The 25,114-nt window shown below is 65.5% G+C and carries 21 protein-coding genes and 1 rRNA gene; 10 read left to right on the forward strand and 12 right to left on the reverse strand.

Annotated elements, in window-relative coordinates; all coding sequences use genetic code 11:
• Positions 1 to 366 (reverse strand): 16S ribosomal RNA (locus tag LPZ50_RS03420); the annotation flags it as partial.
• A gap of 72 nt (positions 367 to 438) precedes the next feature.
• Between LPZ50_RS03420 and LPZ50_RS03425 the strand changes: the two genes are divergently transcribed.
• Together LPZ50_RS03425 and rng are read left to right on the forward strand one after the other, a co-directional pair.
• The gene (locus LPZ50_RS03425; RefSeq protein ID WP_230657569.1) at positions 439 to 858 is read left to right on the forward strand and encodes a hypothetical protein; all 420 of its coding nucleotides are present in this window, start codon (positions 439 to 441) and stop codon (positions 856 to 858) included.
• Positions 859 to 881: 23 nt separating this feature from the next.
• Positions 882 to 2,345, forward strand: a complete 1,464-nt coding sequence (rng, locus tag LPZ50_RS03430; RefSeq protein ID WP_230657572.1) for a ribonuclease G — start codon at positions 882 to 884, stop codon at positions 2,343 to 2,345.
• Positions 2,346 to 2,542: 197 nt separating this feature from the next.
• On the opposite strand, the gene msbA is transcribed toward rng, so the two are convergent.
• Entirely contained in the window at positions 2,543 to 4,318 is a 1,776-nt protein-coding gene (msbA, locus tag LPZ50_RS03435; RefSeq protein ID WP_230657575.1) for a lipid A export permease/ATP-binding protein MsbA, read from the reverse strand.
• A gap of 71 nt (positions 4,319 to 4,389) precedes the next feature.
• Here msbA and LPZ50_RS03440 point away from each other — a divergent pair, with 71 nt between their 5' ends.
• From LPZ50_RS03440 to LPZ50_RS03450, 3 genes are read left to right on the forward strand one after another with little or no spacing between them, the layout of a single operon-like run.
• A complete protein-coding gene (locus LPZ50_RS03440) occupies positions 4,390 to 5,361 on the forward strand; it encodes a glycosyltransferase family 9 protein (RefSeq protein WP_230657578.1) in 972 nt (323 codons plus the stop codon).
• 22 nt (positions 5,362 to 5,383) lie between these two features.
• Complete coding sequence (locus tag LPZ50_RS03445) at positions 5,384 to 6,142, forward strand: YdcF family protein (protein ID WP_230657581.1); 759 nt, start codon at positions 5,384 to 5,386, stop codon at positions 6,140 to 6,142.
• A complete protein-coding gene (locus tag LPZ50_RS03450) occupies positions 6,139 to 6,417 on the forward strand; it encodes a YkgJ family cysteine cluster protein (protein ID WP_230657584.1) in 279 nt (92 codons plus the stop codon). The genes LPZ50_RS03445 and LPZ50_RS03450 overlap by 4 nt, the downstream gene beginning before the upstream one ends.
• Here the strand turns inward: LPZ50_RS03450 and LPZ50_RS03455 are convergent.
• The 3 genes from LPZ50_RS03455 to LPZ50_RS03465 are packed head-to-tail and all read right to left on the reverse strand — an operon-like array spanning position 6,414 to position 9,791.
• Positions 6,414 to 6,929 carry a GAF domain-containing protein gene (locus LPZ50_RS03455; RefSeq protein WP_230657586.1) on the reverse strand — a complete coding sequence of 172 codons (516 nt, stop codon included), beginning with the start codon at positions 6,927 to 6,929 and terminating at the stop codon, positions 6,414 to 6,416. The genes LPZ50_RS03450 and LPZ50_RS03455 overlap by 4 nt on opposite strands.
• The gene (locus LPZ50_RS03460) at positions 6,926 to 7,897 is read right to left on the reverse strand and encodes a Bug family tripartite tricarboxylate transporter substrate binding protein (RefSeq protein WP_230657589.1); all 972 of its coding nucleotides are present in this window, start codon (positions 7,895 to 7,897) and stop codon (positions 6,926 to 6,928) included. Before LPZ50_RS03460 ends, LPZ50_RS03455 begins: the two co-directional genes overlap by 4 nt.
• Before the next feature lie 55 nt (positions 7,898 to 7,952).
• The gene (locus tag LPZ50_RS03465; protein ID WP_230657591.1) at positions 7,953 to 9,791 is read right to left on the reverse strand and encodes a gamma-glutamyltransferase family protein; all 1,839 of its coding nucleotides are present in this window, start codon (positions 9,789 to 9,791) and stop codon (positions 7,953 to 7,955) included.
• Between the two features lie 125 nt (positions 9,792 to 9,916).
• Between LPZ50_RS03465 and LPZ50_RS03470 the strand changes: the two genes are divergently transcribed.
• The gene (locus LPZ50_RS03470) at positions 9,917 to 10,858 is read left to right on the forward strand and encodes a LysR substrate-binding domain-containing protein (protein ID WP_230657594.1); all 942 of its coding nucleotides are present in this window, start codon (positions 9,917 to 9,919) and stop codon (positions 10,856 to 10,858) included.
• 9 nt (positions 10,859 to 10,867) lie between these two features.
• Here LPZ50_RS03470 and LPZ50_RS03475 read toward each other — a convergent pair whose 3' ends face one another.
• From LPZ50_RS03475 to dnaE, 5 genes are read right to left on the reverse strand one after another with little or no spacing between them, the layout of a single operon-like run.
• Positions 10,868 to 11,983, reverse strand: a complete 1,116-nt coding sequence (locus tag LPZ50_RS03475) for a glycosyltransferase (protein WP_230657599.1) — start codon at positions 11,981 to 11,983, stop codon at positions 10,868 to 10,870.
• Positions 11,980 to 12,729, reverse strand: a complete 750-nt coding sequence (locus LPZ50_RS03480) for a glycosyltransferase family 2 protein (protein ID WP_230657602.1) — start codon at positions 12,727 to 12,729, stop codon at positions 11,980 to 11,982. Before LPZ50_RS03480 ends, LPZ50_RS03475 begins: the two co-directional genes overlap by 4 nt.
• Entirely contained in the window at positions 12,726 to 13,577 is an 852-nt protein-coding gene (locus LPZ50_RS03485) for a polysaccharide deacetylase family protein (protein WP_230657607.1), read from the reverse strand. The genes LPZ50_RS03480 and LPZ50_RS03485 overlap by 4 nt, the downstream gene beginning before the upstream one ends.
• Positions 13,574 to 14,674 carry a glycosyltransferase family 4 protein gene (locus LPZ50_RS03490; RefSeq protein ID WP_230657610.1) on the reverse strand — a complete coding sequence of 367 codons (1,101 nt, stop codon included), beginning with the start codon at positions 14,672 to 14,674 and terminating at the stop codon, positions 13,574 to 13,576. The genes LPZ50_RS03485 and LPZ50_RS03490 overlap by 4 nt, the downstream gene beginning before the upstream one ends.
• A complete protein-coding gene (gene dnaE, locus LPZ50_RS03495) occupies positions 14,674 to 18,165 on the reverse strand; it encodes a DNA polymerase III subunit alpha (protein WP_230657613.1) in 3,492 nt (1,163 codons plus the stop codon). Before dnaE ends, LPZ50_RS03490 begins: the two co-directional genes overlap by 1 nt.
• A gap of 128 nt (positions 18,166 to 18,293) precedes the next feature.
• Here dnaE and lpxO point away from each other — a divergent pair, with 128 nt between their 5' ends.
• Positions 18,294 to 19,193 (forward strand): lipid A hydroxylase LpxO, encoded by a 900-nt coding sequence (gene lpxO, locus LPZ50_RS03500; RefSeq protein WP_230657617.1) that lies wholly within the window; start codon positions 18,294 to 18,296, stop codon positions 19,191 to 19,193.
• Between the two features lie 7 nt (positions 19,194 to 19,200).
• On the opposite strand, the gene LPZ50_RS03505 is transcribed toward lpxO, so the two are convergent.
• A complete protein-coding gene (locus LPZ50_RS03505) occupies positions 19,201 to 20,592 on the reverse strand; it encodes an L-serine ammonia-lyase (protein WP_230657620.1) in 1,392 nt (463 codons plus the stop codon).
• 193 nt (positions 20,593 to 20,785) lie between these two features.
• Here LPZ50_RS03505 and LPZ50_RS03510 point away from each other — a divergent pair, with 193 nt between their 5' ends.
• From LPZ50_RS03510 to LPZ50_RS03520, 3 genes are all read left to right on the forward strand, one after another.
• Positions 20,786 to 22,447, forward strand: coding sequence for a Na/Pi cotransporter family protein (locus LPZ50_RS03510; protein WP_230657624.1), 1,662 nt, complete (start codon positions 20,786 to 20,788; stop codon positions 22,445 to 22,447).
• A gap of 109 nt (positions 22,448 to 22,556) precedes the next feature.
• Positions 22,557 to 23,525, forward strand: coding sequence for a Bug family tripartite tricarboxylate transporter substrate binding protein (locus LPZ50_RS03515; RefSeq protein WP_230657627.1), 969 nt, complete (start codon positions 22,557 to 22,559; stop codon positions 23,523 to 23,525).
• A 71-nt stretch (positions 23,526 to 23,596) separates the two neighbouring features.
• Positions 23,597 to 24,577 carry a Bug family tripartite tricarboxylate transporter substrate binding protein gene (locus LPZ50_RS03520; protein WP_230657630.1) on the forward strand — a complete coding sequence of 327 codons (981 nt, stop codon included), beginning with the start codon at positions 23,597 to 23,599 and terminating at the stop codon, positions 24,575 to 24,577.
• A 4-nt stretch (positions 24,578 to 24,581) separates the two neighbouring features.
• On the opposite strand, the gene LPZ50_RS03525 is transcribed toward LPZ50_RS03520, so the two are convergent.
• Positions 24,582 to 25,112: a TetR/AcrR family transcriptional regulator gene (locus LPZ50_RS03525; protein ID WP_230657632.1), complete on the reverse strand. Its 531-nt coding sequence runs from the start codon at positions 25,110 to 25,112 to the stop codon at positions 24,582 to 24,584.
• Between the last annotated feature and the right edge of the window lie 2 nt (positions 25,113 to 25,114).

Genomic DNA, 25,114 nt, shown 5'->3' on the forward strand with positions numbered 1-25,114 from the left:
GTCCAAAATTCCCCACTGCTGCCTCCCGTAGGAGTCTGGGCCGTGTCTCAGTCCCAGTGTGGCTGGTCGTCCTCTCAAACCAGCTACGGATCGCAGCCTTGGTAGGCCTTTACCCCACCAACTAGCTAATCCGATATCGGCCGCTCCAATAGTGCGAGGCCCGAAGGTCCCCCGCTTTCCCCCGTAGGGCGTATGCGGTATTAGCCACGCTTTCGCGTAGTTATCCCCCGCTACTGGGCACGTTCCGATACATTACTCACCCGTTCGCCACTCGCCGCCAGACCGAAGTCCGCGCTGCCGTTCGACTTGCATGTGTAAAGCATCCCGCTAGCGTTCAATCTGAGCCAGGATCAAACTCTTCAGTTCAATCTCTGTTATATCGCGCACCGCAAAACCCCTAAAGGCCCGCGGCACTTCACTCAAAAGAAATGAGGTTCAATGAATATCTTTGACATTCAAGGTACTTCACTTCTAGGTGAGCGCTTTGATTTCTTCAGCCCGGCGACAGACATAAAGCCCGCCGCCAGCGCCGCATCACCCAAGCGCCCACACTTATCGGTTGTTTCGTTGTTAAAGAACAGGGTACCGCCACTTGCCACCACCGCCGTCACATCGCTGTGTCTGCAGCAGAGAAACGAGATTATGAAGCCTTTTTTCGGGGCTGTCAAATCAGGTTCGTTTCTGATTTTTGGCCTCGCCGCCCCGGCAAAAACTGCTGCCCGAACCGCGAAAGAGCGAGACTATACACGAAATTCCGGACTCGTGCGGAGCCCCACAAGTCTGGGGTCTCGCAAGTCGCATGCCGGGCAGCCGGCAAATGCTTGCCGGTTCTCTGTCACCGTTTACTATGCCAACTGAACCTAGATGCCCTACTCCAGCCCATGAGCGAAGACATACTGATCAACATCACCCCTTTCGAAACGCGAGTCGCGCTGGTGGAACAGGGCGCGGTTCAAGAACTGCATGTAGAACGCAGCATTCAACGCGGCCACGTCGGCAATATTTACCTGGGGCGTGTAGTGCGGGTACTGCCGGGCATGCAAAGCGCCTTCATCGATGTCGGCCTGGAGCGCGCCGCCTTCATCCACATTGCCGATCTGCGCGAGAACCGCAGCGAGCGCAGCCAGGGCCTGACGCCCACCGCCATTGAAAAGCTGCTGTTCGAGGGCCAGACCCTGATGGTGCAGGTGATCAAGGACCCTCTGGGCACCAAGGGCGCGCGCCTGTCCACCCAGATCAGCATCGCCGGGCGCATGCTGGTGTACCTGCCCCACGACCCTCATATCGGGATATCACAGAAGATCGATTCAGAGGCCGAGCGCACCCAACTGCGCGAACGGCTGCAGGCATTGATTCCCGAAGAAGAAAAAGGCGGCTTGATCGTACGCACTCAGGCCGAAGGCGCCAGCGACGAAGAGCTGAGCGCCGACCTGGAATATCTACGCAAGCTGTGGGGCCGCGTGCAGGCCGCGGCACGCAGCCAGCCCGCCCCCACTCTGCTGCACCACGACCTGACGCTGGCCCAGCGGGTGCTGCGCGACATGGTGGGGCCCCACACCGGCGTGATCCAGGTAGATTCCCGCACCACGACGTCGGCCCTGACCGAATGGGCCCGCGTGTACACGCCGTCGGTGGCGGACCGCATCCAGCATTACAGCGGCGAACGCCCCTTGTTCGACACCGCCAATGTAGACGAGGAAATTGCGCGCGCCCTTTCGCGCCGCGTGGACCTGAAGTCGGGCGGCTACCTGATCATCGACCAGACCGAAGCGCTGACGACAGTGGACGTGAACACCGGCGGCTTCGTGGGCGGACGCAATTTCGACGACACTATTTTCAAGACCAACCTGGAAGCCGCGCAGGCCATTGCGCGGCAGCTGCGGTTGCGCAACCTGGGGGGCATCGTGATCCTGGACTTCATCGACATGGAAGACCTGGAGCATCGCGAGACCGTGCTGGCCGAGCTGAAGAAGGCGCTGGCGCGCGACCGCACGCGCATGACCGTGAATGGCTTCACGCAACTGGGACTGGTGGAGATGACGCGCAAGCGCACCCGTGATTCGCTGGCCCACCAATTGTGCGAGCCCTGCCCCATGTGCGAGGCGCGCGGCACGGTGCGCACGGCCCGCACGGTGTGCTATGAAATTCTGCGCGAAATCCTGCGTGAAGCCAGGCAGTTCAATCCGCGCGAGTTCCGCATCCTGGCGTCGCAGGATGTGGTGGACCTGTTTCTGGAAGAGGAAAGCCAGCACCTGGCCATGCTGGGCGATTTCGTGGGCAAGCAGGTGTCGCTGGAAGTGGAAACCGCCTACTCGCAGGAACAGTACGACATCATCCTGACTTGAGGCGGGGCGTAGCCGGGAGAGGCTGGCTTCGGCTGAATGCCCTGGCTTCGGACCATGGCAGTAAATTGCCCGATACCTCAGCCGCGGCCGCTTCGGTGTCTGGCACCCTTCGGGAGCCAGACACCCGGCAATATGGCTGGAACCTCGTCGCGGCGGGCCCAGGCAGCGCTAAGCGGCACCAGGCGCGCCGGCCCGGATCAGTTCTCGCGGAACTGCATGTTGTACAGCGAGGCGTACAGGCCGTTGTCGGCCAGCAGCTTGGTGTGCGGGCCTTGTTCGACGATTTGCCCGGCGTCCAGAACGACGATGTGGTCGGCGTTCTGGACGGTGGACAGGCGGTGGGCGATGACCAGGGTGGTACGGCCGCGCATCAACCGTTCGAGCGAGGCCTGCACCTGCCGCTCGGATTCGTTGTCGAGCGCGGAAGTGGCTTCGTCCAGGATGAGGATGGGCGCGTTCTTGATCAGGGCCCGCGCAATGGCCAGGCGCTGCCGCTGGCCGCCGGACAGGCGGGCGGCATTTTCGCCCACCGGCGTATGGATGCCATTGGGCAAAGCGTCGACGAACTCGAGCAGATTGGCCGCGGCCAGTGCGTCGCGCACTTGCTCATCGCTGGCCTGCCCCAGTGCGCCATAGCCCACGTTGGCGGCGATGGTGTCATCGAACAGCACCACGTCCTGGCTAACCAGCGACAGGTGCGAGCGCAGGCTGCGCAGGGCGAGTTCGTTGATGGGCACGTCATCGACCAGGATGGTGCCGGAATCCGGCAGCACGAAGCGCGGCAGCATGTTCACCAGGGTGGTCTTGCCGCTACCCGAACGGCCCACCAGCGCCACGGTTTTCCCCGGCTGGACGTGCAGCGAAATATTGCTGACAGTATCGCGCGAGGCATCCGGGAAACGATGCGTGACATCGCGGAACTCGATTTTTCCACGCACCGGTTCGGGCAGCTTGCGGGTGCCCGTGTCGATTTCGGGTTCTTGGTCGACCAAGGTGAATACGCTTTCGGCGGCCACCAGCATTTTCTGCATTTTGCCGGCCAGATTGGTGAGGCGCTTGATGGGGTCGAAGATTTGCGCCAGCGCCGCCATGAACGAGGCGAAGCTGCCGACGGTAAGCTGGCCATTGTTGGCCTGGCTGAGAGCCACCGCGATCACGGCGCCGACGGAGATCGAGATGCACACCTGGGTAAGCGGCGTCATGGCGGCGTCGGCGGTGGCCGTGCGCATGGCGAAGCGGCGCAGGCGCGCGTTCACAAAAGCAAAGCGGCCGCGTTCGGCCTCGTAGCCGTCGAACAGCTTGATGACCCGCTGGCCGTTGATGCCCTCGCTGGCCACCCGGGTCAGCTCGGCATTCATGTTGACGGTGTCACGGTTGATGCGCCGCAAGCGGCGGATGAAGCTGCGGGCGATCAGCACAGATACCGGCAACATGACCAGGATGATGAGCGTCAGCATCCAGGACATGTACAGCAGCACGCAGATCAGGGCGATCACGACCAGGGTTTCGCGCACCAGCACCGTGATGACATCGGTGGCATAGCCTGTGACGTTGCCGGCATCAATAGTGAAGCGATTGAGCAGCCGGCCGGTATCGCCCCGCTTGAAATCGGCATCGGGCAGGCCGAGCAGGCGGTCGAACATATCGCGGCGGATGCCCAGCAGGACATTGTTGGCCACCCAGGCCAGCAGGTAGTCGCTGAAAAAATTGCACAGGCCGCGCAAGAGGATGAGGCCCACCACAGCCAGGGGCAGCGCCCATACGAAGTATGGCTTGGCCCCCGTGAAGCCCTCGTCGAGCAGCGGCTTCATGATGATGGCCAGGGTCGGCTGGGTGGCGGCCGCGCCGGCCATCAGCAGGATGGCCAGCACCAGACCCTTCCAATAGGACCCTACGCGGCTGTAGACGCGCTTCCAGAGCTCGGCCCGGACCGGCTGGGACCCGGCGGGCGCGTGGCGTGCGGCAGAATTCAAGGGACGACTCGCTTTAATACAATTGTGCTCGGGATTGTACCGTTCGACTGACTATTAACCTGCTATTGCCGATGCCCAAGATTTCCTGCCTGTATGTCAGATTGCCCAATTGGGTGGGCGATGTCTGCATGAGCCTGCCCAGCCTGTCGCTGCTGGGCGCCACCGGCGTGCCGCTGGTGATCTGCGCCCGGCCCTGGGCGCGGGACCTGCTCGAGGGCGTGGCCAGGCACGGCTTCATTCCCATGCGGGGCCGCGTCTGGGAAGATGCCCGCGCGGTGCGCGAGCACCGGCATGCCCAGGCTACCGTGGGGAACCAGGCACGCGGCCTGGCGCTGCCCGATTCGCTGTCCAGCGCCGCCGTGTTCCGCCTGGCGGGCGTGCCCAGCGCGGGGTACCGCGACGATGGACGAAGCCTGTTGCTGCGCTGGCCCATCGCAAAACCCCAGGCCGACCTGCATGCCGTGCAATCGTGGTACTACCTGACCCGCAGCGCCCTGCAACGCTGGAAGCTGCCGGACGGCCCGGAGCAGCCCGGCGCCGACCTGGGCCTGCCCATTACCCCGGCGCACCGCCAGGCGGCCGACGAGGTGCTGGCCCAGGCCGGGCTGGCTGGCCAGCCGTTCGTGCTGATCGCCCCCACGGCCACCGGGCTGCACAAGGGACAAGTCAAGGTCTGGCCCGGGTTCGATGCCCTGACCCGCGCCCTGCAAGGCCGCGGGCACACCGTGGTAATGTGCCCTCCTCCGGCGGAAACCGACGAAGCCAGGCGCAACGCCCCCACCGCGCGCCTGCTGCCGCCCGTGGCCCTGGGCGCCTTTGCGGCGCTGACGGCTCGTGCCGGGCTGGTGGTGTGCAATGATTCGGGGGTGTCGCACGTGGCGGCCGCCGCGCAAGCGCGGCAACTGACGCTATTCGGCGTCACCAATCCCGGACGCACCGGCCCCTGGTCGCCCCGCGCCGTTTGCCTGGGCGCGGACCGGAACTGGCCGGAGGTTGCCGCGGTCGAACACGAAGCCTGCGCACTGCTGGCATCGGCATCGTGACCCGATTGTTTACTTGACATTTATGACAACGTATCTGGCCAATCTGATCCTTCCCCAGAATCTGTGCATGACGCTGGTCGTGCTGGGCTTGGTGCTGGGCCTGTTGCGCCTGCGCCGCACCGGCGCCTGCCTGGCCGTTTTCGGACTGGCGTGGCTGCTGGCGTGGTCTTTGCCCATCACTTCGCTCTGGCTGGGAGGATCGCTGGAGGCGCGCTACCCTCATTTGCCGGCAGCGCAATTGCCCGCGGCCGATGCCATCGTGGTGCTGGGAGGCAACACCGCCAACGGCCGCGCCAACTGGTTCCTGCCCTACGACAAGGAAACCGCGATCGTGCGCGTCGATACCGCCGTGAAGCTTTACCAGGCGGGACGCGCGCCCAAGGTGGTGCTGTCCGGCGGTGCGCTGGAAGGCGACATCAGCGAAGCGCGCGGCATGGCGTTCCTGATGAAGCAGCAAGGCGTGCCCGAGCGCGCGCTGCTGCTCGAGAATTCCAGCCGTACCACCTACGAGAATGCCATCCTGACCGAAGAAGAACTGGAAGAGCACGGCTTCAGGAAGATCTTGCTGGTGACTTCGGCCCTGCACATGCCCCGGGCCATGGCGGCGTTTTCCAAGCAGGGCGTATCGGCCATTCCCGCATCCACGCCACCGCAGATTGTGCTTCCGCCCGATGGTTCAGTATCGCCCTGGATACCCCACCAGCGCACACTGGATGCCAGCCGCTCCATCATCAAGGAATACGCCGGCCTGCTGGTGTACTGGCTGCGGGGCTGGGTATGAACCAGGAAGAACCGGCCGCCGCCTGCAGGCCGGGTTGCGGCGCCTGCTGCATCGCGCCCTCGATCTCGTCGCCCCTCCCGAAAATGCCCGGCGGCAAGCCGGCCGGCGTGCCCTGTGCGCATCTGAACGCCGCCATGGCCTGTGAGCTGTTCGGCCTGCCCAGCAGGCCTGCCGTATGCGGGGGCCTGCAACCCAGCCGGGAAATGTGCGGAACCACGCCGGCCCATGCCATAGTGTGGCTGGGCCGGCTGGAAGCGCTGACCAACCCCTGCTAGCCTGGCGCCTGGCCCGCGGCCGGCAGGAAGCCCGGCACGGCCAGCAGGCCGCACAGGCGGGCCACTGCGACGTGCCCGGGCTCGACCTTCTCGGCTGTCATGAGGAAGTTCACCGTGCCCAGGCAAGCGCCGCGCGCCACCACCGGCACATTGATCACCGACCGCAGGCCCAGGGCCTCGATGGCGGCATGGTCGTCGAATGCCTGGCGGATGGCCTCGGGGCCTTCGCCAACGAACAGCCGCTGTTCGAGCAGGACTTGCCTGCCCCACGGCGTGCCCGCCTTGTGCTTCATGCCGCCCGCCGGGTAGGCCTGGGGATTGGAACTGTACTGCCGCACCACCGTCATGGGGCCGGGATCGTAGCGATTGACCGTGCACAGCCGGTGCGCCAGCGGCTGCCGGGCGAAGGCATCGATGGCGGCGAACAAGGCCTGCGGATTGCTGCCGGCGCAGCCCAGCGCCAGAGGATCGATGTGGTCGGACAGGGCTTGCACGAAGCTGGCGGAGATCATTGCAGCGTGATCCCCAGGTCGCGGACCAGCTTGCCATACTTGCCGGCGTCGCGCTGCAGTGTTTCAGCGAACTGCTCGGGCGTGGTCTGCATCACTTCCACGCCCATGTCGCCCATTTTCTTGATGACCTCGGGCTTGGCCAGGACGGCGTTGATTTCCTTGTTCAGGCGCTGGACCAGCGCGGGGTCCATGCCCGCGGGGCCGAAGGCGCCGTACCACACGGCCAGTTCATAGCCGGGCAGCGTTTCCGCCACGGTAGGCACATCGGGCAGCAGCGGCGAGCGCCGGCTTTCGGTGACGGCCAGCAGCTTCAGCTTTCCCACTTTGACGTGCGGCAGCGTCTGGGTGCCGGCGCTGAACAACAGTTGAGTACGATCGGCCACGGTGTCCATGACGGCGGGAGCGCCGCCTCGATAGGGAACGTGCAGCATGCGGATACCGGTGGCCTTCTCGAACATCGCAGCGCTGAGATGGTTGGTCGAACCCGCTCCTGCCGAGGCGTAGGCGATCTGTTCCGGCCGCGCCTTGGCATATTCGATGAACTCGGCCACGCTGTTGACGGGCAGCGAGGGGTTGATGACCATGGTGTTGGTGACCAGCGCCAACTCGGCAATGGGCGTGAAGTCTTTCACGCCATCGAACGGCATGTTGGAATACATGGCCTGGTTCATGGTGTGGGTGCTCATCGAACCCACCAGCAGCGTGTAGCCGTCGGGCTCGGCGCGCGCCACTTGCGCCGAGCCAATATTGCCCGAAGCCCCCGAGCGGTTCTCGACCACGACTGGCTGCCCGAGGGACAGGCTCATGTGCTCGGAGAGCAGGCGCGCCAGGATGTCGGTTGAGCCGCCCGCCGCCCACGGCACGATGATGGTGACCGGCTTGTCGGGCCATTCGGCATGGCTGGCGGTAGGCAGCAGCGCCGCGGCGCTCAGTACCAGCGGCACCAGGTATTTGCGTATGGAAAACATCTTGGCATTCCCCTATGTCGTGTCTTGTGCAGACTGTTGTGTAAAAAAGAAAACTTCAGCGGCCAACGGCATAACCCTGCATGCCGCGCGGATTGGCGCCCGCGCGCAACAGCAGGCCGCCCGCCGCGGGTTCCCGCGTACAGACGCTGACCCGCCCTTCCGACCAGGCCGGACCTACCCGCAGATCGTGGCCGGCGGCGCGCAAGGCGTCTTGCGTGGCGGCGGGAAGGCGCGATTCCACGGTCAGCCGGTTCAGCACGGTGGTACGCGGCCAGAATGAGCCCGGGAAATGATCGACATGCCAGGCGGGTGCGTCGATGGCTTCCTGGAGATTCATGCCGAGCGCGGCGTGCCGCAGGAAAAAAGCCAGGGTCCATTGATCTTGCTGGTCGCCGCCGGGCGTGCCGAACACCATATAGGGTTCGCCGTCGCGCAGGGCCAGGCCGGGCGACAGCGTGGTGCATGGACGCTTGCCCGCCTGCAGGGTGCCCGGAAGGCCATCGTCCAGCCAGGTCATCTGCAGGCGCGTGGTGATGGAAAAACCAAGTTCGGGAATCGCCGGGCTGGAAGACAGCCAGCCACCCGAAGGCGTGGCGGCCACCATATTGCCGTGGCGGTCGATTACGTCGATATGGCAGGTGTCGCCCACGAAGATCTCACGGGCGGCCCATTCTTGCACGGGCGGCAATTGGGCGAAGGTGGGCTCGCCCACGCCATAGCGCACGTCGGCGGCGGCCAGGGCCCTTTCGGCGGCCCGCAGGTCGGGCAGGCGTGGCGCGCGCCCGCCGGGCTGGCCGGGTTGCAGTTGCGCGTTGGCGGCCGTTCCGATGGAGGCCGCTCGCTGCCGCGCATAGCCGTCGCTTAGCAGGTCGGCCAGGGGCACATCGGTAAAGGCGGGGTCGCCATACCATGCCAGGCGGTCGGCAAATGCCAGTTTGGCGGCTTCCGCGATGCGGTGCACGAATTCGGGCGAATCGGCCCGCAACCCCTCGATACCCAGGTAGCGCAGCATGGCCAGTTGCTGCAGGAACACCGGGCCCTGCGACCACGGCCCGCATTTGGCAACGGTGTAGCGGCCGTAGTCGACCGTGGCCGGCTCGCCATAACTGGCGCGCCAATCGGCCATGTCTTCGCGCCGCAGCAGGCCGGCGTTGCACTCGCCGCTGCAGTCGCGCAGGCGTTGATTGCGGTAGAAGTCATCGATGGCGCTGGCAACGAAGCCGCGGTACCAGGCCTCATGTGCCGCCTCGATGCGGCCGCGCCGGCCGCCCGCGGCATCCGCCGATTCCGCCAGGATGCGGCGATACGTCTGGGCGATGGCAGGCGTGCGCAAGATGGAGTCGGGATGCGGCACCTGCCCCCCAGGCAGCCAGACGGCAGCCGAAGATGTCCATTCAGTGCGGAACAGGGACTCGACCGCGGCGATCGCCTGGGCGATGCGCGGCACCATCGGGAACCCATTCTCGGCATACGCGATGGCGGGGCCGAGCACGTCGTGCAGTTCCCAGGTTCCGTGGTCGCGCAGCAGCGCGAGCCAGGCCCCGAAAGCGCCGGGCACCGTGGCGGGCAGCAAGCCTATGCCGGGCACCAGTTCATAGCCGCGCTGGCGGAAGTACGCCGGTGTGGCCAACGCCGGTGCCGGCCCCTGGCCGCACAATTCGACCATGCGGCGCTCGGCTTCGCTCCAGAACAGGATGGGCACCTCTCCGCCGGGCCCGTTCAAATGCGGTTCGACGATCTGCAGCATGAACCCGCCGGCAACGGCCGCATCAAATGCATTGCCGCCGCGTTCGAGCACGCCCATGGCAACTTGCGAGGCCAGCCAGTGCGTGGATGACACGACACCGAAGGTGCCGCGGATTTCCGGTCGGGTGGTGAAGGTGGGCGTGGACACGGCGATTTTCATGACGGCAGGGGAAAAAGAAAGTATAAGTTCCTTAAATAACGTAAAGCGTTGTTTTTCTCATGAGTCCATAACCAAATAGTTATGGATACTGCCCTGGAAACCCATCCCTTCCCATGTCGACATTGACTCGCCTGACCACGCGCCTGAAAAGCCGTCACCTGACCCTGCTGCTAGCGGTGGCACGCCATCGTTCGCTGACCCGCGTCGCGCAGGAGGCAGGGGTCAGCCAGCCGGCGGCCACCAAGACGCTGGCCGAGATCGAGGACATCTTCGGCGGGGCATTGTTCGTGCGTTCGCGCCATGGGCTGGAACCCACCCCGATGGGACAATTGGCGCTGGTGCGCGCCCAGCACATGCTGCAGGATCTGGAGCACTGGGCCGGAGAGATCGACGCGCTGCGCAGCGGCCATGCCACGCACCTGAACCTGGGCGCAGTGCCCTTCGTGTCCGGCCCTTTGCTGACGCGCGCCATTGAATGGCTGGGGGAACGCCATCGCATTACCGTGACCTTGCAGCGCGCCACCACGGACCACCTGCTGCAAGGCCTGCGCAGCCATGAACTGGACTGTGTCATCGGACGTGCTTCAGCCATTGCCGGCGCGCATGATGTCTGGCATGAACTGTTGTATGCACAACATCCCGCCCTGATTGCCAACCCCCGGCTGGCAAGGCGCCTGGCGCGCCGCCAGCCCGATTGGCGGGAACTGGCCTCGATGAACTGGATTCTGCCGTCGCCCGCCACCCCCATCGGCAATATGGTGACCGAGCTGTTCGTGCGCGCCCAGGCCCAGCCGCCGACGCCCATCGTGGAAACCTACACGCTCGAAGTGATCGAGGGCCTGCTGGCGGGCAATGACGCCCTGCTTTCCATCGTGCCCCGGGACATCGCGGCGGAACTGTGCAGGAGCCAGCGAGTGGCCCTGGTGCCATGGCGGTTCGACTGGGAATTGCCGCCCATCAGCCTGATCAGGCGCGTGCGCGATATGCCGTTGCAGGCCGAAGAACGGCTGGCCGAGATACTTCGGGAATTGTGCGCCCCGCTGAACGACGGATAAACGCGGCCCTTAGCGCGCCAGCGCCTGGTGATACACCGCCAGGGTTGATTCGGCGAAATCTGCCAGGCCGAACTGTTCCACGGCCTTGCTGCGCGCCGCCTCGCCCATGCCGGCCAGACGGGACGGATCCTGCAACATGGCGCGCAGCAGCGCGCCGATGGCCGCGGCATCGCGCACGGGGATGATCCAACCGTCGACGCCGTCGGTGACGTTCTCGGGCAGGCCGCCCGCATCGCTGACCAGGGCCGGCAGCCCCATCGACATCATTTCGCGGCAGGCATAGGACAAAGCCTCGTAGTAAGACAGCACGAAGCCGGCATGGCAGCAGGCCAGCGCATCGCGCACGTCGTCCAGCAAGCCGGGGAAAACCACCTGGGCTTGCATGCCCGCCGCACGCACCCGCGCCAGCTTGGCTTCGGACGGCGGGTCGCCGGCCACCAGGATCATCACGCGCCGGCGCTGTTCGGGCGGCAGGCGGCCGGCGGCTTCGACCAGGTCGAGCCAGCCCTTGTCGAAATCGGTGCCGCCCGCACTGCCCAGCAGCAGGCGGCCGCGCCAATCGGGGCCGAAATAACGGTCGCGCAGCGCATCCAGCGGCAGCGACGACTGGGGCGGCGTGAAATAATCGGTGTCGATGCCATGGCGTATTGTCGTAATGGGCACGCGCCGGTACGGCGACCGCAGCACCTGTTCATGCACGTGGTCGCTGACGGCGATGACATGGTCGGTTGCCAGCCGCGCACGCAGGCGGTGGCCCAGCGAATCGAGCGGATGAATGTTGTGTTTGGTGAATACCACGCGCGGCCGCCGCGGCAGGCCCGCCAGGGCCAGCATGACCTGTTTGTGGTCGGCGGTTCCATTTACATGGATGATGTCGTAGTGCTCGCGCCCCACCAACTGTCGCAGCGATGCCGGCTCGGTAAGCCATGCCGACAGGCGCGTGGAAAACCGCATGGCCACCGTCTGCACGCCAGTTGCGGCCGACGCGTAGCGAAACAGGCGGCTGGTGTCCGGCGCGGCCACCGTGACCTGGTGCCTGCCGGCCAGTGCCTGCGCCAGGTTCATGACGTACGTGGTATGCCCCCCGCCATTGCGCGGGTGGAAATTGGTATACAGGACCTTCACTTGCGGGTATCGGACAGAAAGCTGAGTTTGGCGTAGCGGAAAAAGCTGCCGGCGGCGGCGGTAACCGCCAGGACCAGGCCATGGCGCCCGTCGAGAAAGCCGCGGCGGATGAGATAAATGCGGACGAAAGTCCAGAACCCGTGGCCCAGCGCGCTGAATACCGTGGCGCGCTTGCCGCGCGCGTGCATCATTGCGGCCGCGTCCGAGGAATAGCGGTTCACCTTGTTGATGAGCGCATCCAGGTTGGGATAGGGATAGTGCAGGAAGTGGCCGTTCAGGCGCAGCACCTGGCCTTGCGGCACCACGCGCTCATGCACGGCGGCGTCGGTGAAGCGGGCGGTACCGCGCTTGAACAGGCGCAATACGTAATCGGGCCACCAGCCGCTGTGACGGATGAGGCGGCCGCAGAAGTCCGACAGCCGGGCGATTTCATAGGCGTCGGCCCGAGGCGCGGCCAGCGCCGCGCGGATTTCGTCCGCCAGTTCGGGCGGCACGCGTTCGTCGGCATCGATGGACAGGATCCAGTCGCCCGTGGCCAGATCCAGGGCCCGGTTCTTTTGCGGGCCGAATCCGGGCCAGTCGGCGGTGACGTGCACCTGCGCGCCGAAATCGCGCGCCAGTTCGACGGTGTTGTCCGTGCTGCCGGAATCGACCACGATGAATTCATCGGCAAAGGCCACTGATTCGAGGCAGCCGAGGATGTGAGCCGCCTCGTTCTTGGCGATGATGATGACCGACAGTTTCATGCGCGATTCCTCAGACGCTTTTTCCAGGCTTTCCAGGCGTGGTAGCGCGGCCCCCACACGGGGTGGCGCGACATCCATATGCGGCGGTTCAGCCACGAGCCGCCCAGGTTGCGCACGGCGAAACGGTAAATATGTTCGGGATCATGGCCCGGCACGTTCTGGCCCAGCGCATCGGTGGTGTACAGGTGGCGAAAACCCGCCTCGCGCGCGGCCTGCAGGTAATCAGCGTCGAAATAGCCTTGCGGCCAGCACAGGTGATTGCTGGCCCCGCCCAGCTGCCGCGTAAGCGTGGCGCGGGAATCGGCAAGTTCGCGGGCGATGTGTTCGCGCTTGGCGGCGACGTCGGACCCGCATTCTTTATCCCACCTGGTATGCGTATGAGTGTGGGAATGGACTTCGAACGTACCAGCCGCCAGCATGGCCTGCACCTCGCTCCAGCGCAGCATGACGTCGTCGGTGCGGCCCGCGGCCACCAGGCGCTTGGATTCGTGGTGATCGGGCGAGGCAGGCACGGCCCCTCCCTGGCCGGCACAGGGGCGAACCCCGCCCTGCCCCACCCAGCCGGTGATGAGAAACAGCACGGCCTTCATGCCATGGCGCTGCAGCACGGGATGCGCGTAGGTCCAGTTATTCAGGTAGCCGTCGTCGAAGGTGATGAGCACCGACTTTTCCGGCACGCGCTCGCCCGCCAGATAGCCCGCCAATTGTTCCGTGCCCAGCGCCGTGTAGCCCGCGCGCGCCAGGCCGGCGATCTGCTGCTCGAAAACATCGGGTGTGACGGCGATCATGCCGCCCGATGGGCTGACATGGTGATACATCAGCACCGGAATGTTGGGCGCGTTGCTCATGCTTGCCGCTCCGCCAGCCATTTGCGGTAGACGGCCTCGGTGTTTTCGGCCAGGCGGGCGGGTGAGAATATGCCTTCGTCCCACACCATGCTGCGCCCGGCAGCGCCCATTTTCCGGCGCAACTCCGGATTGTCGATCAGGCGTTCGAGCGCGGCGCGAAGCGCGGGCGGGTTCTTGGCAGGCACAAGGATGCCGGTAACGCCATCGCGCATGATCTCGGACACCCCGCCCACGTCGGTGCCGATGACCGGCAGCCCGGCGGCCTGCGCCTCGACATAGACGGTGCCCGACGCTTCCTGGTGCGTGGCCAACGCGAACAGGTCGAACCCGGGCAGCAGGCTGGGCACGTCGCGGCGGGTGCCCATCAGGTGAATGCGTTTTTCCAGGCCCAGCTGCTGGATGTAAGCCTGGATGTTCTCGAAGGTGGGAGAGCCCGATCCGACAAACACCATGTGCAGCCGGGGCCGGGCTTCCATCAGCGGATAGATGGCGTCGACCAGGTCTTTGTGGCCCTTGGGCGCGCGCATGACCGCCACACAGCCCACCACGATATCGTCTTCGGCCAAGCCGAGTTCGCCGCGCAGGGGGGAATGCTCGATCGGCGGCGGCAGCACCACGGGCGTATACAGCGTGGCGGTATGAGCCTCGGGCACGCCGCGGCTGACGAGATTGCGGCGCACGGTTTCGCTGACGGTAGTGACCCGATGGGGCAGCCACGTATAGGACAGCATTGAGCCGGCCCTGTTGGCCAGGTGGCGGGTACGCACGATGAGCGGCACGCCGAACAGCCGCCCCGCCGTGCCCGCAATAAGGGTATCGATGCGGCTGTGCGTGTTGACCACGTCGTAGCGGCCGTCGCGCAGAATGCGCCGCATGGCGGCCACGCCTTTCAGGTAGTTGGCCAGCCCGCCCATGGGCATGGTGTGCACCGTGAAGCCCGCGTCGCGCAGCCGCGGCACCAGTTGCGCGTGGGGTTGGCAGACGGCTTCCAGATGGTGGCCGCGCGCGCGCATGGCATGCATTTCCTTGAACACGCGATGTTCCTGGCCGCCGAACGCGACCGCGGCCTCGGAATGGAGAATACGCAGTGGCTGCATCAGTAGGTTACCTCTACGCCATCGGGCTTGGCCCAGGCGGCCAGATTCTCGAGCAGAGTATCCGCCATGCGCACTCGCCATTCTTCGCCCAGGCGCACCGTGCACAGGAAATTGTCGCGTCCGTAGACAATGTCGACAGGCACGCCCGGCACGCCGTTCTCGGGTTCGGCGCGGAACGGATTCAGCATCTGGCGCAGGCGGGCGGCATCGGCCTGCCCGTTGAGCTTGACCCGCAGCGACTTGGCGCGCGCCTCGCGCGCCAGTTGCAGATCGAACAGATTTTCGGCAACGATGCGCATGCCGCCGGAGTAGTCGTCGTTGCTGACCTTGCCCTGCACGATGATCAGTTGGTCTTCGCGCAGGCGGGAGCGATGCTTTTCGTACAGTTCGTTGAATACCGAGATCTCGACCTGCGCCGTACCGTCATCCAGCACCGCGAACACCATTTTGCCGCGCCGCGTCATCATGGTGCGCACGCCGGCCAGGACGCCGCACATCCATTGCAGGTCGCGCTGCGGTTCGACCCGGGCCAGCGTCATGGGCACGATGCGGCGCACTTCGTCGCGCCAGTGGTCGAACAAGTGGCCGCTGAAGTAGTAGCCCAGCGCCGATTTTTCTTCGGTGAGCTTGGTGTGCAGGTTCCAGGGCGCGACCTTGCTGAGTTCGCCCGCCACCACATCGCCGCTGTCGTCGCCAAACAGGGATACCTGGTTGGCGCTGCGGGCGGCCTGCTCGGCCGCTTCCATGGCGGTGGCCACCGACGCCAGCATGGCCGCGCGGTTGGATTCGATGGTGTCGAAAGCGCCCGCCTTGATCAGGGCTTCGATGGTACGCCGGTTGACCGCATGCTTATTGATGCGCCGGCAGAAGTCGAACAAATTGGCGAACGGGCCGTCGGACTGGCGCGCGCGCAGGATTTCCTCCACCGCGCCCTGCCCCGTGCCCTTGACCGCCCCCAGGCCGTAGCGCATGGTGCGCGGCGGCTTGCCCTGGCGGGAATGCTCGTCGGGCACGGGCTCGAAGCGATAACCGGAAGCGTTGACATCGGGCGGCAGCACCAGCACGCCGTTGTCCTGCGCGTCGCGGCAAAACACCTGGACCTTGTCGGTATCGTCCATATCGGACGACATGGTGGCGGCCAGGAACTCCGTGGGATGGTAGGCCTTCAGCCAGGCGGTCTGGTACGCAATAAGGGCATAGGCGGCCGAGTGCGACTTGTTGAAGCCGTAGCCCGCGAACTTTTCCATCAAGTCGAACAGCTTGACCGCCAGATTGGGATCGTGGCCCTTTTCCTTGGCGCCCTGCTCGAAAAGCTCGCGGTGCTTGGCCATTTCTTCGGGCTTTTTCTTGCCCATGGCACGGCGCAGGAGGTCGGCGCCGCCCAGCGAATAGCCGCCGATGATCTGCGAGATCAGCATCACCTGTTCCTGGTAGACGATGACCCCATAAGTGCTTTTCAGGGTGCTTTCCAGGTCGGGATGGAAGTAATCGACCGAGGCGCGGCCATGCTTGCGGTTGACGAAGTCGTCGACCATGCCGGATTCGAGCGGGCCCGGACGATACAGGGCCAGCATGGCGATGATGTCTTCGAAGGTGTTGGGCCGCAGCTTTTTCAACAATTCCTTCATGCCGCGCGATTCCAGCTGGAACACGGCGGTGGTATTGGCGTCGCACAGCACCTTGTAGGCCGCCGGGTCGTCGAGTTCCAGCGCCATGATGTCGAAGTCGCGCTGGGACTCGTTGAACTGGCGCACGTAGCGCACGGCCCAATCAAGAATGGTCAGGTTGCGCAGGCCCAGGAAGTCGAACTTGACCAGGCCCGCCGCTTCGACGTCGTCTTTGTCGTATTGGGAAACGGCGCTGTTTTCCTGGCCGGGCTGGCAATACAAGGGACAAAAATCGGTGAGCTTGCCGGGCGCGATCAGCACGCCGCCGGCGTGCATGCCGATGTTGCGGGTCAGGCCTTCGAGCGGACGGGCAAGGTCGACCAGGGCCCGGACCTCTTCTTCCTGCTCGTAGCGTTCCTTGAAGGCGGGCTCGTCTTTGAGCGTGCGATCGAGCGACCAGGGGTCGGCAGGGTTGAACGGGATGAGCTTGGATAAGCCATCGCAGAACAAGTAGGGCATGTCCAGCACACGGCCCGCATCGCGCACCACGGCCTTGGCGCCCAGCGTACCGAACGTGGCGATCTGGCTGACGGCCTCGCGGCCGTACTTCATCTTGACGTAGTCGATCACCCGTTCGCGGTTGTCCTGGCAGAAATCGATATCGAAGTCGGGCATGGATACCCGCTCGGGATTCAGGAACCGTTCGAACAGCAGGTCGTAGCGGATGGGGTCGAGATCGGTAATGCCCAGCGCGTAGGCTACCAGCGAACCCGCGCCCGAGCCCCGGCCCGGGCCCACCGGCACGCCATTGTTCTTGCCCCAGTTGATGAAGTCCTGCACGATCAGGAAGTAGCCCGGAAAACCCATCTGGATGATGGTCTTGCATTCCCAGCGCAGGCGTTCGTAGTACTGGGCGCGCTTGGAATCGCGTGCGGCAGCATCCGGGAACAGGAACTCCAGGCGTTTCTCGAGGCCCTCTTCGGACAGCTGTATCAGGTAGTCGTCCAGCGACACGCCGTCGGGGGTGGGAAAATTGGGCAGCCGCGGCTTGCCCAGCACCAGCGTCAGGTTGCAGCGCTTGGCGATTTCCACGGTATTGGCCAGCGCGGAAGGCACATCGGCGAAGCGCCGGGCCATTTCCTCGGTGCTGAGCAGATACTGCTCTTTGGTGTAGCGGCGCACCCGGCGAGGGTCGGCCAGGATTTCGCCCTGCGCGATGCACACGCGGGCCTCGTGCGCCTGGAACTCGGAGGCATCCAGGAATTGCACCGGGTGGGTGGCCACGACAGGCAGGCCGGCCTCGGCGGCCAGCCGCATGGCGGCCTGGGTATAGGCCTCGTCGCCATCGGCGCCCGAGCGCTGCAATTCGATATAGAACGCCCCGGGAAACAATTGGGCCCATTGGCGCGCCAGCGAAAGCGCCGTAACGGCGTTACCGGCATCCAGGGCATGGCCGATGTCGCCGGCGCGGCCGCCCGACAGGGCGATGAGGCCCGGACGGCCCTGCAGCCATTCGCGCCGGACCTCGGCGCGCCCGCGTCCCTGGTTGGCCAGGAACGACTGGGTCAGCACTTCGCACAGGCTGAGATAGCCCTGATGGTTGCGCACCAGCAACAGCAGGCGGAACGGCTTTTCCGGATCTTCGTCGTTAGTGAGCCAGACATCGCAGCCCGCAATGGGCTTGACGCCCTTGCCGCGGGCGCCTTTGTAGAACTTGATCAGGCCGAAGATATTCGACAGGTCGGTCAGCGCCACCGCGGGTTGGCCCATCTGGGCGACACGCTTGATCAGGTCGGGAATGCGCACGATGCCATCCACGACCGAGAACTCGGAATGGACGCGCAGATGAACAAATGCAGGCGTGGGAGTAACAGCTTCGGACATGGGCAGGATTGTACCCAGTCGGCTGATCTGTCGCCGTTTTTTTGCCCCCTTCCGGCCAGCGTTTATGAATCAGTTATGTAACAATGTCATTTTCATTGTTCGGCTCTGTGGGCGAGCCTGTCGGTACCATGAAATGGCTGATTCCGGGCATATGGCTGGCCTCCATATTGTTCGCACATTTTCGAGGCCGGGTGCGGCTGCGGCTGTCGCGCCAATTCCTGGACCATTCCGCCTTGCTGGCACCGGTCAATGCCTTCATGGTGCTGTGCTCGCGCGCACCCACCACGGCGTACCTGCCCGCCCGGGAGATACCCGAGTTGAAAGTGCTGGACGAGCACTGGGAAACCATCCGCGACGAAGCCCTGAAAATGGCTGAACTGCGTCGCATCAAGGCCGCGGAACATCACGACGACATCGGTTTCAATTCGTTCTTCAAGTATGGCTGGAAGCGCTTCTACCTGAAGTGGTATGACGCGCGCCATCCCTCGGCCGAAGAGCTTTGCCCCCAGACCGTGGCCATCTTGAAGGGGCTGCCCAAGGTGAAGGCGGCCATGTTCGCCGAGCTGCCGCCCGGCGGGAAGCTGAACCGCCATCGCGATCCCTTCGCGGGTTCGTTGCGCTACCACCTGGGCCTGGCCACGCCCAACGACGACGGCTGCTACATTGTGGTGGACGGCGAAACCTACAGCTGGCGCGACGGCGAGAGCGTGGTGTTCGACGAAACCTACGTGCACGAAGCCTACAACAAGACCGAAGCCAACCGCATCATCCTGTTCTGCGATGTTGAACGGCCATTGAAATGGCGCTGGGCCGAAGCCTTCAACCGCTGGTTCGGGCGTGTGGTGATGTCGGCCGCCAGCTCACCCAACGACGGCGGCGACCAGACCGGCGCCATCAACAAGCTGACGCACGCGCATTGGGTCATTGACCAGAAGCGCAAGCAGTTCAAGGCCTGGAACCGTACGGTGTACAAGCTGACCAAATGGTCCCTGATCGTCCTGGTGGTGGCGGCCTTCCTGGCCTGGTGAAGTCGGCTCAGCATTCGACGATATTCACCGCCAGGCCGCCGCGCGCCGTTTCCTTGTACTTGGTTTTCATGTCGGCGCCGGTTTCGCGCATGGTCTTGATGACCGAATCGAGCGACACGTAGTGGTGGCCATCGCCGCGCAGGGCCATGCGGGCCGCGTTCACGGCCTTGATGGATGCCATGGCATTGCGCTCGATACAGGGGATTTGCACCAGCCCCCCGACCGGATCGCAGGTGAGGCCCAGGTTGTGCTCCATGCCGATCTCGGCGGCGTTTTCCACCTGCTCGATCGACCCGCCCAGTACCGCCGCCAGCGCGCCGGCCGCCATCGAACAGGCCACGCCCACTTCGCCCTGGCAGCCGACTTCGGCGCCGGACAGCGAGGCGTTGTACTTGTACAGCAGGCCGATGGCCGCAGCGGTGAGCAGGAAGTCGCGCACCCCCTGGCGATTGGCGCCCGGCACGAAACGATCGTAGTAGTGCAGCACCGCCGGAATGATGCCCGCCGCGCCATTGGTGGGCGCGGTTACCACGCGGCCGCCGGCGGCGTTTTCTTCATTGACGGCCATGGCATAGAGGTTGACCCAGTCCATGACCGACAGGGGATCGGACAAGGTGCGCTCGGCCCGCAGCGTCAGGCTGCGATGCAGCTCGGGCGCGCGGCGGCGCACCTTGAGCGGGCCGGGCAGGTCGCCGTCGGCCTCGGGGTAATTGATGCCGCAGCCACGGCTGACGCAATCCTGCATGACTTGCCAGATGCGGTCCAGGGAGTCTTCGACTTCGGCCTGGCTGCGCCAGGTAAGCTCGTTGCGCAGCATCAGCTGCGCCACCGTACAGCTTTCGGCGCGGCACATGTCCAGCAGTTCGCGCCCCGTGCGGAACGGGAACGGCAGTTGGTCGTGGGCGGCGATGACCTGGTTGTTGGCGGCCCCGGCGCTGACCACGAAGCCCCCGCCCACCGACAAATAGCGGGCCTCGCGCAGGCTGTCGCCGTGCGCGTCGAAGGCATGGAATTTCATGCCATTGGGATGCTCGGCCATGGCCTCGCGGCGGTAGAACAGGATGTGCTCTTTCTCGATGAACGGCACGCCGAAAGAGCCCAGCAACGGCAGCGTTTTATGGGTGCGCACGCCTTGCAGCAGCCCGGCGATGGCCGACGGGTCGACCGTGTCCGGCGCCTGGCCCATCAGGCCCAGCATCACCCCCTTGTCGGTGCCGTGCCCCTTGCCGGTGGCGCCCAGCGACCCGTATAGCTCGACCCGCACCGATGCCACCCGCGGGAGCACTTCATCGCGTTCCAGGCCCTGGGCAAACAGCAGGGCCGCGCGCATGGGGCCCACGGTATGCGAACTGGACGGCCCGATACCGATTTTGAAAAGGTCGAAGGCGGATACGGCCACGGCCAACTCCGGAAAAACAGGGTTCGTCGCAGCATCATACGCGGGCGTGCCAGCGCATCCAAACCGGCCCATTTCCCCCCGCCGGCAGACCGTGCGATCATTGCTTCGTGACAGGTCATAGTCACTTTCCGGTGCGAACCGCCAGCGGGGCTGGCCCGCACCGGCCAGCCATGTATTTTTTGCCAGGCCAGCCATGTCGGGATTGCTTCCATTACTCGATTTCGCCGGATATGTAGCGCTGCTGCTGTGGGGCGTGCACATGGTGCAAACCGGCGTGCAGCGTGCCTTCGGCGCCGCACTGGGTGCGGCGCTGGGGCGCGCGTTGGCCACACGCCTGCGGGCCTTCGCCACGGGGCTGGGCATCACGGCCGCCCTGCAAAGCAGCACGGCCACCGGCCTGATGGTTACCGGCTTTGCCGCAGGAGGCGTGGTGGCCCTGGCTCCCGCCCTGGCCGCGATGCTGGGCGCCAACGTCGGCACCACGCTGATTGTGCAGGTGCTGTCGTTCGACCTGACCGCCCTGGCGCCGATTCTGATCCTGGCAGGTGTGTGGATGTTCCGCCGCTACCCGCCGGGCCGCACCCGCGACCTGGGCCGGGTGTTCATCGGGCTGGGCCTGCTGCTGCTGTCGCTGCACCAGTTGGTCGATATCTTCGCGCCGCTGCAGGACGCCCCGCTGTTCGGCCTGGTGCTGGACGCGCTGGACACCCAGCCGGTGGCAGCCGTGCTGCTGGCGGCCGCGCTGACCTGGGCCGCGCATTCCAGCGTGGCCATCGTGGTATTGGTGATGTCGCTGGCCACGCACCAGATGGTGACGCCGGAGCTGGCGTTTGCCATGGTGCTGGGCGCCAACCTGGGCACCGCGGTGAACCCCATGATCGAGGGCGTCAGCGGCGACGACCCGGCGGCACGCCGGCTGCCCCTGGGCAATCTGCTGACCCGGGTGATCGGCGTGCTGGCCGGCCTGCTGCTGCTGCCCTGGCTGCCGGGCTGGCTGGGCCAGTGGGGCGGCGACAGCGCGCGCATCGTCGCCAACTTCCACACGGTTTTCAATGCCGCCGTGGCGCTGGTGTTCCTGCCGCTGCTGACGCCGTATGCCGCCCTGTTGACGCGCTGGCTGCCCAAGCGGCCTGACCCCCACGATCCGGGGCGCCCTCAATACCTGGACGAGTCCGCGCACGACATTCCGGCGGTGGCGCTGGGCAACGCGGCCCGCGAAGCCCTGCGCATGGCCGACATGCTGCAGACGCTGCTGCTGTACGCGCGCTCGGGCTTCAAGCGCGACAATCGCCATCGCATGGTGCAGGCGCGCCAGCTGGACGGCGCGGTGGACAAGATCGAGACGGCCATCACCACGTACCTGGCCTTGCTGGATCGCGAAAACATGACGCGCGCCGATCTGCAGCGGCAGGACGATATCCTGGCTTTTGCCAGCAATATCGGGCATGCCGCCGACATTGCCCACCATGGCCTGCTGAGCCATGTGGCGCGCCTGCGCAAGCAGGGCTGGGTGCTGTCGCCCGGACAGGGCCGCTGCCTGGACGAAACCCTGGCGCGCCTGATTTCCAACCAGCGCGAGGCCGCCGCCCTGTTCATCAACGATGACTTGCGGCAGGCGCGCATGCTGGCAGGCGAAAAATCGCATTTCCGCTCGCTGGAAACCAGCGAGGCCGAGGCCCACCTGCACAAGATCAAGGCCGGGGAAGTCGACGCCGCGGAGGTCGGCGCGCTGTACCTGGATATTCTGCGCGACCTGAAGAGCATCAACTCGCACCTGGTCGGCGCATCCGCGTATCCGCAACTGGCGCGCCACGGCGAACTGCTGCCCAGCCGCCTACGCGAATCGGACACCTGAAGCCGCCCGGCCGCACTTCACACTGCCGGAAGACTGGCTTAGGCAATAAAAAATAGGTGATCGCGCCGGCCGGCCAGCACACTAGCGTGCATAACATCAGGAGACAACGATGCCATCGATCCGCAGCGCCGCCCTGGCGGCTGCCGTGCTGTTGTGCGCCGTCGCCCCGGCCCAGGCCGGCAACTGGCCCGAACGCCCCGTCACCATCATCGTGCCTGCCGCGCCCGGCGGCACCACCGACATCGCCACCCGCATCATTGCCGACAAACTGGCCGCGCGCCTGGGGCAGTCGGTAGTGGTCGAGAACCGTGCCGGGGCCGCCGGCATTATCGGCACACAGCAACTGGTGCGGGCCGAGCCTGACGGGTACACGCTGATCATGGGCAATATCGGGCCCAATGCCATCAACTACAGCATGTACGCCGACCTGCCATACAAGGCCTCGGACTTCGCGCCCATCACGCTGGTGATCTCGGTGCCCAACGTGCTGGTGGTGAACGCGAAGTCGCCGGCCCGCAGCGCCGGCGATCTGATCGACATGCTGCGCAAAGACCCCGAGAAATACTCGTTCGGCTCGTCCGGCACCGGACAGTCGCCGCACTTGTCGGGAGAACTGTTCAAGCAGCGCGCCGGCATACAGGCGACGCACGTGCCATACAAGGGCGCGGGTCCGGCCGTGGCGGCCCTGCTGGCGGGCCAGTTCAGCTTCATGATCGACAACCTGCCCAGTTCCATGCCGCACATCAAGGCCGGCAAGCTGCGCGCCTTGGCCGTGACCAGCGCGGACCGCGTGCCGGAACTGCCGGATGTGCCCACCATGCGCGAGGCCGGCATTGATGACATGGTGGTCACCGCCTGGTTCGGGCTGATGGCCCCGGCCGGTACGCCCGCCCCGGTGGTGGATCAACTGGCCGGCGCCGCGCGCGAAGTGCTGGCCACCCCGGACGTGCAGGAGCGTTTCCGCGCAATGGGCGGCAAGGCCGGGGGCAATTCGCCCGCCGAGTTCGCCGCATTCATCGACCAGGAACGCACACGCTGGCAGGCCACCGTAAAGGCCGCCGGACTGGCGCCGCAATAAGCGGCGCATGCCCCGCCTCGCCCCGGCGCCAGCACCCCGGGTTCCGTTGCAACTTGTTCAGGAGTAGCCTCATGCAGATTGCCTTGTCGCGCTGGATCGCCTTGCTGTCGGGTTGCGCCGCGCTGCTGGCCGGCGGCTTTTCGTCGGCCGAATCCAGCTATCCCGACCGCCCCATCACACTGCTGATCCCCTATCCGCCCGGAGGCAGCGCCGACATGCTGGGCCGCCCGCTTTCGGCCGCGCTGCAGGAACGCCTGGGGCAACCGGTGGTGCTGGAGTACAAGCCCGGCGCGGGCGGCTCGATTGCCACCGCGCAACTGGCGCGCTCCAAGCCGGACGGCCATACCGTACTGATGGTGCTGGCGGCCCACGCCATCAACCCCAGTCTGTACAAGTCGCTGCCCTACGATACCCGCAAGGATTTCGCGCCGGTATCGCTGGCGGCCACCCTGCCCATGTTGGTGGCCGCGCCGAAATCCACTCCGGCCGACACGATTCCGGAACTGATAGCCTACGCCCGCAAGAACCCCGGCAAGCTCACCTTCGCGTCCGCCGGCCCCGGCAACACCAGCCACCTTTCGGCGGAAATGTTCAAGAAGGCCACCGGCATCAATATGCTGCACGTGCCCTACAAGGGCAGCGGCCCGGCCGTAGTGGCGCTGCTGGCGGGTGAGGTCTCGCTGATGTTCGACAGCATCTCGACCTCGCTGCCGCAGGTGAAAGCCGGAAAGCTGAAAGCGCTGGCGGTTACCAGCGAAGAACGTTCGCCGCTGCTGCCGGATGTGCCCACGATTGCGGAATCAGGGGTGCCCGGATTCGTGGTGAATGGCTGGTATGGCATTCTGGCGCCCGCCGGCACGCCGGGCGGCGTGATCGACAAGCTGAGCCAGGCCATTGCCGATTCTTTGCGCGACCCGAAGCTGAAAGCGCAACTGACCGGCTTTGGCTACACCCCGGTGGGCAGCACCCCGCAAGCATTCGGGGAGCTCATCGACAGCGAACTGTCGCGCTGGAGCCAGGCGGTAAAAGACTCGGGCGCCACGGTACAGTAGGCCGCTAGAGCAGCGTCTGCAGGTCGTCGAACACGGATTCCCATTCGGCCTCGTCCACGTCCATGAAGCCGAAGAAGCGCAACATGAAGGCGCCCTCGGTGGCCAGGAAAGCCAGGCGCGCCCGGCGGCCGGCCGGCGTGGACAGATCCAGCCCGGCGATGCGCTGGCGATACCATTCGCGGGTGCCGGCCAGGTGTTCCGGCGTTTGCGCCAGCGCTGCAAGCAGGCTGGCCGACTTGGCGCTGACCTCGTCGGTGCGCCGGGAAGCTGCCACATGCGCGCGCACCGCGTCCACCGGGTCGGTGCTGCCGGCCAGGACTTCGGCGAATATGCGATCGTAGGCCGCCCCCCAGCGTACGAACAGGGCCTCGATCAGCGCGTCTTTGTTGCCGAAGCAGTACTGCACCCCACCCTTGGTAATGCCCGCCGCCTTGGCCACGGCATCGATGGTGAGCCCCGCCGCGCCCGAGGCTTCGATGATGGCCTCGGCGGCGTCGAGCAGTTGTTCGCGGTCTACGGTGCGGCGGCGGCCCATTG

The organism is Bordetella petrii, from assembly GCF_020991325.1.
GTDB lineage: Bacteria > Pseudomonadota > Gammaproteobacteria > Burkholderiales > Burkholderiaceae_B > Bordetella_A > Bordetella_A petrii_E.